The sequence below is a fragment of the Nocardia sp. NPDC050713 genome (genome assembly GCF_040654315.1).
GTDB lineage: Bacteria > Actinomycetota > Actinomycetes > Mycobacteriales > Mycobacteriaceae > Nocardia.
On record NZ_JBFAHS010000002.1, the window covers coordinates 92,883 to 103,885 of the forward strand.

Genomic DNA, 11,003 nt, shown 5'->3' on the forward strand with positions numbered 1-11,003 from the left:
GTATTTCGCCGAGCGTGCGGGGATACGAAGCCCCCCAATGTGACAGTACGCGCCGGTCTCCGTGACGCGTCGGGCATGCCCGGACTCGGCGCTTCACGGCGCGAATGAATCGAGGATTACATATGGGATCGCAGCGTGCTAGTGACTGGCGGTAACAGTAACGAGAAACTAATGGCATGAAGGCGTTATGGAATAGCGCGAAGCTATCGCCGAAAGCGTCGCCGGGATCCGTTGCGGGCGGCGAAAACTGGTGTTAGATTCGTCGCGACATCGGGGTCCGACGCGTGGACCGTCGATCTTGCCGACGCTGTGGGGGTACCCTTTCCGGCGCCGGACGTGGTGGGGAAAGATTTCCGGGATTCTTCTCTCGCATGGGGTCATGTTCATTCACTTGTGCCGATAGGGCATGGATTATCGATACGGGGGCGTTTATGACGCGCGATTCTTTTTCGGACGATTCTGTCGGCATCGTGGGAATGGCATGCAGGTTGCCTGGTGGAATCGATTCGCCAGAATCCTTGTGGCAGTTCCTGGTCGCGGGAAAGCACACCTCCAGCAAATTCCCCGGTGACCGGGCGATGACCGAGCTGGCGGACATGGCGTCGCCCGAGGTCGCCGCCGCGATGGCGCCGATGGGCGGATTCATCGACGAGCCGGGGCAATTCGATCCGGAGTTCTTCGGAATCAGCCCACGCGAGGCGAAGGCGATGGATCCGCAGCAGCGGATGGTCCTCGAAACCGCCTGGCAGGCAATCGAAGACGCGCGGATCGACGCCGATCGGTTGCGCGGCAGCGACACCGGCGTCTACATCGGCGCGATGGGCGGCGACTACGCCTACCTCATTCCAGGACAAAAGGATCTCGACCCGGGCTATGTGTCGCTCGGCGTCAGCCAGAGCGTGCTGTCGGGACGCGTTTCCTACATCCTCGGCCTGCAAGGCCCGACGATGAGCGTGGACACGGCCTGCTCGTCCTCGCTGGTCGCGATGCACCTGGCCGCGCGGGCGCTGAAGTCCGGCGAATGCTCTCTCGCGCTGGCCGGCGGCGTCTCGATCATGTCCACGCTCACCGGCTTCTACGCGCTCGGCCAGCACGGCGCCATCTCCAAGGAAGGCCGAAGCAGGCCCTATTCCGCCGACGCGGACGGATTCTGCATGTCCGAAGGCGTGGCGGTCCTTGTGCTGGAACGGCTTTCCGACGCGCGACGCAACGGTCACGAAGTGCTCGCCGTGCTGCGCGGCGGCGCGATCAACCAGGACGGAGCGACGAAGGGGCTCACCGTCCCGAGTACCGAGGCGCAGCGCAAACTGATCGGCGCGGCACTGGCCGACGCTGGTCTCGGGCCGGACGACATCGACATGGTCGAGGGGCACGGCACCGGTACGCCGGTGGGCGATCCGATCGAATTGGCCGCGCTGTTCGACACTTTCGGCCCGCGGCGCCCGGACGGCAAGCCGCTGCTGCTCGGCTCGATCAAAGGCAACTTCGGACATACCCAGGCCGCCGCGGGTGCGGCGGGTGTCATCAAGGTCGTCGAGTCCATGCGCCGCGCGGCTGTGCCGGGCACCGTCAATTTCGCCGAGCCGACCTCGGCCGTCGACTGGTCGAGCGGCGCCATCGAGGTCCCGGTCGAGACCGTGGCCTGGCCGGAGCGTGACCGGCCGCGCCGGGCGGGCGTGTCGTCGTTCGGCATCGCGGGCACCAACGCCCACGTCATTCTCGAACAGGCCCCGCCCGCGCCCGCCGAACCGGCGCGACCCGCCGACGCGGCGTTGCCTACCGCCGTCTTGCCGGTCTCGGGCCGGACGCCGGAAGCCCTGGCCGCCCAGGCGGGCGCGCTCGCCCGCCATATCCAGGACCATCCCGAGTTCGGGCTGCACGACCTCGGTCACGCACTCGGCACGACCCGGACCGCGTTCGAGCATCGCGCGGTCGTGCTCGGCGCCAATCGCGTCGACGCGCTCGCCGGACTCGCCGCGGTGGCGGAAAGCCGACCGGTGGGCCCGATTCGTGGGCAGTCGCTGCCCGATCGCCGGGTGTGCTTCGTGTTTCCCGGTCAGGGCGCGCAGTACGCGGGAATGGGCGCGCGGCTGATGCGCGAGTCCCCGGTGTTCGCCGCCGAGATTCGCGCCTGCGAAGAAGCGTTCGCCGAGTTCGTCGACTGGTCGTTGTCCGATGTGCTGAACGAGGTCGACGGCGCGCCGACGCTCGACCGTGTCGACGTGGTGCAGCCCGCGCTGTTCGCGACCATGGTGGCGCTGGCGGCGCTGTGGCGGTCGGTCGGCATCGAACCCGAAGCGGTACTGGGCCATTCGCAGGGCGAGGTGGCCGCGGCGTATGTGGCGGGCGCGCTCTCGCTCGCCGATGCCGCGCGGATCGTGACCATGCGCAGCAAGCCGTTGCGCGCGCTTCCCGGGTCCGGCGGCATGGCATCGATCAACGCACCGGCGGCGCGGGTGCGCGAGCTCATGAGCGGCGTCGAGGACATCCATATCGCGGCGATCAACTCGCCCGCCACCACGGTGATCGCCGGTGGGGCCGAGGCGGTCGCGCGAGTCGTCGCGGCGGCGGAGCGGGACGGTCTGCGCGCCAAGATCATTCCGGTCGACTACGCCGCGCACACCGATCACGTGGACCCGCTGCGCGAGCAGCTCGAGGCCGCCGTGCGCTCGGTCTCGCCGCGCTCGGCCCCGATCCGCTTCTTCTCGACCGTGACCGCCGACGAGCTGGACACCGCGAACCTGGGTCCGGATTACTGGTTCCGCAATCTGCGCGAGCCCGTCCAATTCGACGAGGGACTGCAGGCTGCCTTCCAGTCCGGATACAACGCCTTCATCGAGATGAGCGTCAATCCGGTCCTCACCTCGGCCGTGCACGAGTCGCTCGATCATGTCGGGCCGTTCGCCGAGTCCTGCTTGATCGTCGGCTCGCTGAAGCGCGAGGACGCCGGCATGGAGCGCTTCCTCACCTCGGTCGCCGAAGCCCACGTCAAGGGTGTCTCGCCCGACTGGTCGCGGCTCTACCCGGCGGGCGCCGCGCGGTCGGTTCCCCTGCCCACCTACGCCTTTCAGCGTCAGAAGTACTGGCTGTCGAGCGTCGCGGGTTCCGGCGGCGGCAAGCCGAGCGGGCTGGGTCTGGCCGATGCCGGGCATCCCCTGCTGGGCGCGGTCGCCGAGAACCCCGGCGCCGACCGATTCCTGTTCAGCACCCGCCTTTCGCTGGCGACGCACGGCTGGCTGGCCGATCACGCGCTGCACGGCAACGTCCTCGTTCCCGGCGCGATGCTGCTCGAACTGGCCCTGCACGCGGGCGACAAGCTCGGCACCCCGCGGGTGGCGAAGCTGACCATGTACACGCCGGTGACGCTGCCCGCCGAAGGCGCGGTGCAGCTCCAGCTGACCGTCGGCGAGCTCGAGCGATCCGGCCGCAGGAAGGTCGCGATCTACTCGCGGCCGGAGAACACCGACGAGGCGCCGGGGCAGGTCGAGTGGAGCCTGCACGCCGACGGCCAGCTCAGCGCGGCGGGCAAGCCCGACGACACCGAGGCGCCCGGCCTGGAACTCTGGCCGCCGGTCGGCGCGCAGTCGGTGGTCGAGCCCGCGAACGCGTACCAGACCCTGGCCGCCCTCGGCTACCAGTACGGTCCGGTCTTCCAGGGCATGAAGGCGGTCTGGAAGCGCGGTGAAGACGTTTTCGCCGAAGTCGCGCTGCCCGAGCAGGTTCCGGACGCGGACAAGTACGGCCTGCATCCGGCGCTGTTGGACGCCGCGATGCAGTCCGTCGCCGCCTCCGCGGCGCTGCTGCCGTCCGAACCGGGCAGCCTGGCCCTGCCGTTCGCGTGGGAACGGGTGGAGCTGCGTGCCGTCGGCGCCCGCGCACTGCGCTGCAAACTGACACCGGCGGGCGCGGATCGGGTGCGGTGGGTGCTCGCCGACACGACCGGCAAGGTGGTCGCCGCGGGCACGCTGCAGGTTCGCTCGGTGTCCGTCGGCAAGCTGGCCACCCGCGGGCTGGCGGAACGGCAGGACTCGTTGTTCGGCGTCGAGTGGCTGGCCACTCCCGTGCAGCGGGTGAACTTCGCCGCGGCCCAGGGTGAATGGGTGATCGTCGGAGAGCCTCCGCTCGGCATCTCGGGCGAGGCGGAACTTCCGTCGTATCCCGATCTCGACGCGTTGCGCGCGGACATGGCGGCGGGCGCCGCGGCGCCGAAGGTCGTGCTGCTGCCGCGCATGGCGGCGTCCGTGGGCGGTGAGCCGGGCGCGCACCTGAACCAGATGGTGCGCACCGAACTGGCGGCGGTGCTGAAACTGGTGCAGGAGTGGCTCGCCGACGAACGCTTCACCGACACGAAACTGGTCGTCCTCGCGCGCGGCGTGCAGTCGGTCGGCGCCGCCGAGGACATCTCCGACATGGTCGGCGCGACCGTCTGGGCGCTGGTGCGCAGCGCCCAGTCCGAGTATCAGGACCGCATCGTGCAGATCGACGTGGACGAAGCCGGGATCTCGCTCGGGCAGATCGCCGCGGCGCTGCACACCGACGAACCCGAGCTGGCCGTGCGCCGCGGCGACTTCTACGCCCGCCGGATCCGCTCGGGACTCGAATCCGCGGTGGCGCAGGGGACTCGGCTGGCCGGTCCGTGGCGGCTCGAGATCCCGGCTTCCGGCAATCTCGACGACATTGCGCTGTCCGAGTCGGCCGAACCCGACGGCTCCGCGCTCGCGCCGGGAACCGTCGTCGTCTCGGTCCGGGCGGCCGGGTTGTCCTTCCCGGTCGCGCTGACCGGCCTCGACGCACCCGCCGGACGGCCCGCTCGCCTGGTGCACGAAGCGGCGGGCGTGGTTGTCGCGACGGCGCCGGACGTCACCCGATTCGCGCCCGGCGCACGGGTTTTCGGCTTGTTCGGCGAGATCGCCGCGACAGCGGTCGTCGATCAGCGACTGCTCGCGCCGGTACCCGCCGCGTGGTCGTTCGCGCAGGCGGCCGCCGCGCCGGTCGGCTATGTGACGGCGCTGCACGCGTTGCGCGATGTCGCGGGCGCCCGCCGCGGGGAGAAGGTGCTCGTCCACGCGGCCACCGGCGGCGTCGGCATGGCCGCGCTGAACATCGCCGCGCATCTGGGCTTGGACAGCTACGCCACCGCGGCCGAGCCGAAGTGGGACGCGTTGCGGGGGATGGGCTTCGGCGACGACCGGATCGCGGACTCGCGATCCGACGGGTTCGCCGCGCGGTTCGCCGCCGCGGGCGGCTTCGACGTCGTACTCGATCTGCTGCCGGACACATTCACCGAGCATTCCCTCGGATTGCTCGGCGGTGCCGGCCGATTCGTCGAGATCGCCAGGGACGTCGTCCGCGATCCCGACGAGGTGCGCGCCGCGCACGGAACCGACTACGCCTCCTTCGAGCTGGGCGATCTGGCCGTGGACACGCTGGCCGGTCTGCTCGCCGAGCTCGCCGACCTGTTCGAGCGCGGCGACCTCGCGCCTTTGCCGCTGACCCGCTTCGACGTTCGCCATGCCGCGACCGCCGTCCGGTATCTCAGCGAGGCCGAGCACATCGGCAAGGTGGTGCTCACCTGGCCGAAGCCCTTCGATCCGGACGACACGGTGCTGATCACCGGTGGGACGGGGACCATCGGCGCCATCATCGCCCGCCACCTGGTCTCGGCGTATGGCGCAAGGCATCTGATCCTGACCAGCCGCAGCGGGGAGCAGGCCGAAGGGGTCGCCGAACTGGTCGCCGAGCTCGCCGAAGCGGGGGCCCGGGTCACCGTCGCACAATGCGACGCCGGTGATCGCGACGCCTTGCGGGCGGTGCTCGACGCTGTGCCCGCCAACCATCCCCTCGGCGCGGTGATCCATCTGGCGGCCGCACTCGCCGACGCGACCTTCGACGCGCTCACCGACGAGCACCTGGACAAGGTCCTGCGCGCCAAGGCCGGCGGCGCGTGGTACCTGCACGAGCTGACCGAAGGCGCGGACCTGTCGATGTTCGTGCTCTTCTCCTCGGCCGCGGGCACTTTCGGCAACGCCGGTCAAGCCAACTACGGTGCGGCCAACGTCTTCCTGGACACCCTGGCCCGGCACCGCTACCACCGCGGGCTGCCCGCCACGTCGATGGCGTGGGGCTGGTGGTCCGAGGACACCTCCAACACCGGCAAGCTCGACGAGAAGGATCGAGCCCGGCTGCGCAGGATGGGCGTGACCCCGATCCCGACCGGTCAGGCACTCGCACTGTTCGACGCCGCACTGCAGACTGGCAGGCCGAACGTGCTGCCGATCGGGATGGACCTGTCGCTGCTGCGGGTGGCCGCCTCGGTGGCCGAACTGCCACCGTTCTTCCGGGCGCTGCTGCACACGAGGCCGCGTGCCACCCAGCAGATGGGCGACGCGTCGCAGCTGGCCAAGCGGCTGTCGGGCCTGAGTCCGGCCGAGCAGCACGAGGTGGTGGTCGAGTTGCTCAAGACCCCGATCTCGATGGTGCTCGGCTACTCCTCACCCGACGCCGTACAGCCGGATCGCGAATTCACCGAGCTGGGCATCGACTCGCTCAGCTCCATCGAACTCGGCGCGCACCTGAGGGCGATGACCGGTGTGAAGCTGGCGAATTCGGTGATCTTCCAGTATCCGACGGTGAACCTGCTGGCCAGGCATGTGCTCGAACAGGTCACCCCGCAGGACGCGGAACTCAGCGACCCGATCGTCGCCGAGGTGGAGATGCTGCTCGATCGGCTGGCGGCGCTGCACGAGGACCGCGAGGTCCCCGAGGATCTGCTGCGCCGCCTCACCACCGCGGTCGGCCGGATCGGCGCCGTCAGTGGCGCGGTGCTGTGAACGCAGTACTCGCCGTCAGCGACCTGCACCTCGGTCATCCCGGCAACCGGGACCTGCTCGACCGCATCCGGCCCACCTCGCGCGGTGACTGGTTGATCGTGGCGGGCGACGTCGCGGAGAAGCCCGAAGCGCAGCGGCGGGCACTGTCCACGCTGCGCGAACGATTCGAGAAAGTCGTATGGGTCCCCGGCAATCACGACCTGTGGACCACCGCGCGCGATCCGGTATCGCAGCGCGGCGAGGGACGATATCGGCGCCTCGTCGAGATCTGCCGGGAGATCGACGTGGTGACGCCGGAGGATCGGTATCCGGTATGGGCCGGTCCCGGCGGACCAGCTGTGCTCGCGCCGATGTTCCTGCTGTACGACTACACCTTCCTGCCCCGAGGGACGCGGACCAAGGACGAAGGCCTGGCGCTGGCCGAGGCACGAGGCACGGTGGCGACGGACGAGCAGCTGCTCGACCACGCGCCGCACGAGTCGCGGGAGCAGTGGTGCCGACGGCGCGTGGAGTACACACGTCGCCGGCTCGACGCCCTCGATCCCGCGGTGCCGCTGGTGCTGATCAACCACTTCCCGCTGATCCGCGGGCCGGTCGAGCGGCTGCTGCGTGCGGAGTTCGCGATGTGGTGCGGCACCGAGCTCACCGCTGAATGGCATCGCCGCTACAACGTGCGGTGCGTGGTGTACGGGCACCTGCACATCCGCAGGACCGACTACTTCGACGGGGTGCGGTTCGAGGAGGTCTCCGTCGGCTATCCGCGCGAATGGCGAACGCGTGGTCTGCCCGATCCGCTGTTGCGCCAGATCGTTCCGGAGCCCGCGGATCTCGCGCGTCCGGCCGGTCGTCTCGGTCGGCGCTCCGCCGATCGAGCCTTGCGGCTGGCGCGCTCGATGGCCCGCCGTACTTCGGTCGGCAAGTGAGGAGGCGACGATGACCGAGATCAGTGATACCAGAACCACATTCGAGCAGGCGCTCGGCGTGGACCAACCCGCCCTTCGGCAGTTGAGCCCCGCTCGGCTCGCCGATCTGCTCATGCTGGTCCAGGGCGCGCCGCAGCGGGATCGCGCCGCGGCCGACACCGAGCTGCGCGAACGGCTTCAGCGCATGCCGTGGGGCGCCCGCGTCGTCGTGCGCGCGGCGCTGCTGGGGAGGCGGCGATGAGCGCCCGCGCGACCGCGATCCAGCTGCGAAAGCTGGCCGACCTGCTGCACGTGCCGGTGGAGCGCATCGACTATCTGGAACCCCTCGGGGCCCGCGAGGTCGCGGCGCTGCGCGAACACATCGCCCGCTACCTGCACGGCCGCTACCCGGAGTCCTACCGGCGGATCATCCGGCTCGGCCGACTCGCGCCGCTGCGGTTGGGCGTCCCGTTCGCGACCCGTGTCCTGCCCCCGCGCATGCTCGGCCGGTCGCTCAGCGGCGGAGTGCTGGCGGGCCGAGGCGCGAAATCGACCGCGATGCTGACCGGCGTGCGACCGGAGGTGGTCGCGGACGCGGCGCCGTACCTGGATCCCGCGGTGATCGCGACACTGCTCGAGATCACGCCGCCAGAGGTGGTCGGCGGCGTCGTCAACGAACTCATGACACGCGAGGACTTCGACACCGCCGACCTCTTCGCGGATCAGATCACCGGGTTGCTCATGGGCGCCCAGCACTCCACCGCTCCCGAGCGGCCGCGCGACCACGCGGCGCCGCACGGACGGTGGCGAATACTGCGCGGGAGGGGACCAGCGTGACCACAGCTCAGCACGACAGCTACGAAGTCGTCGTCATCGGGGCCGGATTCGCGGGCCTGTGCGCGGCGATCAAGCTGCGGCAAGCCGGAATCCACGATTTCCTCGTGGTCGACAAGGCCGACGACATCGGCGGCGTCTGGCGGGACAACACCTATCCCGATGTCGGCGTGGACGTTCCGACCTGGGGCTACAGCTTCTCGTTCGAGCCCAATCCGGACTGGGCGTACGTGTACGCCAAAGGTCACGAGATGAAGGCATACGCCGATCACTGCGCCGAGAAGTACGGCGTCCGAGCGCATTTGCGGCTCGGCACGGAGGTCCTCGCCGCGGCGTTCGACGAGGACGAGCACTCGTGGCGGCTGGAGACCAGCCGCGGCGTAGTGCGCGGCAGGTATCTCATCGTCGCCTACGGCGGTCTCGGCCGACCGAAAGTCCCGGCGATCGACGGTCTCGACACGTTCGCGGGCCCGGTGATCCACAGCGCCCGCTGGGATCACGGCTATTCGCCCGCGGGCAGGAGGATCGGCCTGATCGGCACCGGGTCGTCGGCGGTTCAGATCATTCCCGAACTCGCCGATCGCGCCGAGCGGCTCGTCATCTTCCAGCGCACGCCGATCTGGGTGATACCCAAGCCCGATTTCCGCATACCCACGATCGTCCGGCGCGCCTTCCGTGCCGCGCCCTGGCTGCTGCGCCCGGTGCGCTGGGCGGTGCTCGTCTGGCTCGAACTCATCTACACCTGTATCTTCCGTTTCAAACTCCCCGCCTTCATGACCTTGCTGCAGGGTATGTCGCTGCTCACGATGCGCGTGCAGATTCGCGACCGCGCGCTGCGGGAAAAGCTCAGGCCCCATTACGGTTTCGGCTGCAAGTTCCTGACGCTGTCGAACAGGTACTACCGCACCTTCGCCCGCGATCACGTCGAACTCGTGTCGGACGACATCGTCGCGGTGACCGAGAACGGAATCACCACCGCCGACGGACGGCACCACGCGATCGACTCGTTGATCCTGGCCACCGGATTCGAGGTGCTGGAGCGCTCCAACCAACCGAAATTCCCGATCACCGGAGCCGGCGGCGCCGATCTCGGTACGTTCCTGGACACCAATCCCAAAGGCCACTACGAGGGCGTGACATTGCCCGGCTGGCCGAACTGTTTCACCGTGCTCGGTCTCTACGCCCAGACCGGCACGTTCTTCGGCAGCGTCGAGGACTCGGTCGACCACGCGATCCGCTGCGTCACGGAGGCTCGTGGGCGCGGCGCGACCCGCGTGGCGGTGAAACCCGAACCCTACGACCGCTACGTGCGGGAGATGATCGAGCGGCAACAGTCCTCGGTCTTCTACCACTCCAATTGCGAAGGCGTGCACACCTGGTACTTCGACGCGCGCGGCGATACCCCACTGTTCCGTCCGACGAGCAGTGCCGAGGCGCGGCGCCGCGTGCGGAGCGTCTCGCTCGACCATTACGACTTCACCTCGGTCGCCGAACGTGACCGCGACGACCGCGAGCGGGAGGCTTCATGACCACGCCATCGATCCGCGATGTTTCCGAGACAGCACGGTGGGTCGCGGTATACCGGGCCATGGAGTCGGCGCGGCCGGACGCCCTGTTCGACGATCCGCTCGCGGCCACTCTCGCCGGGTCGGCAGGGGAGAGCCTGGCCTCGTCGAACATCCTGCCTCCCGGCGCGCGCAACCACTGGCCGACGGTCGTGCGGACCAAGCTCGTCGACGACATCGTGGTCGAGTCGCTCGCTCGCGGGTGCGATCGGGTGATCAACCTCGGCGCGGGCCTGGACACGCGCCCCTACCGGCTGCGCCTGCCCGACGAGCTCACCTGGCACGAGGCGGATCTGCCCGAGTTGATCGCGTACAAGTCGGCCCAGCTGGCGGACCGTGATCCGCACTGCCGCTTGCTGACCCGCGCCGTCGACGTCACCGACCGGACGGCGTGCGCGGAGTTCCTCGCCGAGGCCGCCGCGGGCGCTCGCTCGGTGCTCGTGCTGACCGAAGGACTGCTGCCCTACCTCGAACCGCGGCAGGTCCGCGTGTTGTCGGACGCGTTGCGGGAAACGGGAATTCGCTGGTGGGTGCTGGACCACTGGTCACCCGTGATGCTGCGCGCGGTGAATCTGACGATGGGCCGCCAACTCGGCTCCGCGCGTTGGCGTTTCGCGTCCAGTCTGGACTTCTACGACGGCTGGTCGGTCGACGTGGCTCGCTCGACCTTCCGCGCGGCCGCGCGGTGGAAGCGGGCGCCGCTGCAGTTCCGTCCTTGGCGGTGGGTACCGGAGACCGGATTGCGTCGACAGCCCGAACGCTCCCGTTCCTGGTGCGGTGCGGTGCGGTTGGCGAACTCGCGGTGGCAGGACGCCGCATGAGTGAGCGACTCATGTTCCAGCGTGCCGCACGCACGTCGGAACCGAGGGGCA

At 69.4% G+C, this 11,003-nt stretch carries 6 protein-coding genes; all 6 read left to right on the forward strand.

What is annotated here, in order from left to right:
* Positions 1-431: 431 nt before the first annotated feature.
* From AB0H49_RS03800 to AB0H49_RS03825, 6 genes are read left to right on the forward strand one after another with little or no spacing between them, the layout of a single operon-like run.
* On the forward strand, positions 432-6,830 hold the full coding sequence (locus tag AB0H49_RS03800; protein ID WP_357246816.1) for an SDR family NAD(P)-dependent oxidoreductase: 6,399 nt from the start codon (positions 432-434) through the stop codon (positions 6,828-6,830).
* Complete coding sequence (locus tag AB0H49_RS03805; protein ID WP_357246819.1) at positions 6,827-7,753, forward strand: metallophosphoesterase; 927 nt, start codon at positions 6,827-6,829, stop codon at positions 7,751-7,753. Before AB0H49_RS03800 ends, AB0H49_RS03805 begins: the two co-directional genes overlap by 4 nt.
* Before the next feature lie 10 nt (positions 7,754-7,763).
* Positions 7,764-7,994, forward strand: coding sequence for a hypothetical protein (locus AB0H49_RS03810; RefSeq protein ID WP_355003535.1), 231 nt, complete (start codon positions 7,764-7,766; stop codon positions 7,992-7,994).
* Positions 7,991-8,569 carry a hypothetical protein gene (locus AB0H49_RS03815; RefSeq protein WP_357246823.1) on the forward strand — a complete coding sequence of 193 codons (579 nt, stop codon included), beginning with the start codon at positions 7,991-7,993 and terminating at the stop codon, positions 8,567-8,569. The genes AB0H49_RS03810 and AB0H49_RS03815 overlap by 4 nt, the downstream gene beginning before the upstream one ends.
* On the forward strand, positions 8,566-10,095 hold the full coding sequence (locus AB0H49_RS03820; RefSeq protein ID WP_357246826.1) for an NAD(P)/FAD-dependent oxidoreductase: 1,530 nt from the start codon (positions 8,566-8,568) through the stop codon (positions 10,093-10,095). Before AB0H49_RS03815 ends, AB0H49_RS03820 begins: the two co-directional genes overlap by 4 nt.
* Positions 10,092-10,952: an SAM-dependent methyltransferase gene (locus AB0H49_RS03825; protein ID WP_357246829.1), complete on the forward strand. Its 861-nt coding sequence runs from the start codon at positions 10,092-10,094 to the stop codon at positions 10,950-10,952. Before AB0H49_RS03820 ends, AB0H49_RS03825 begins: the two co-directional genes overlap by 4 nt.
* Positions 10,953-11,003 lie beyond the last annotated feature (51 nt).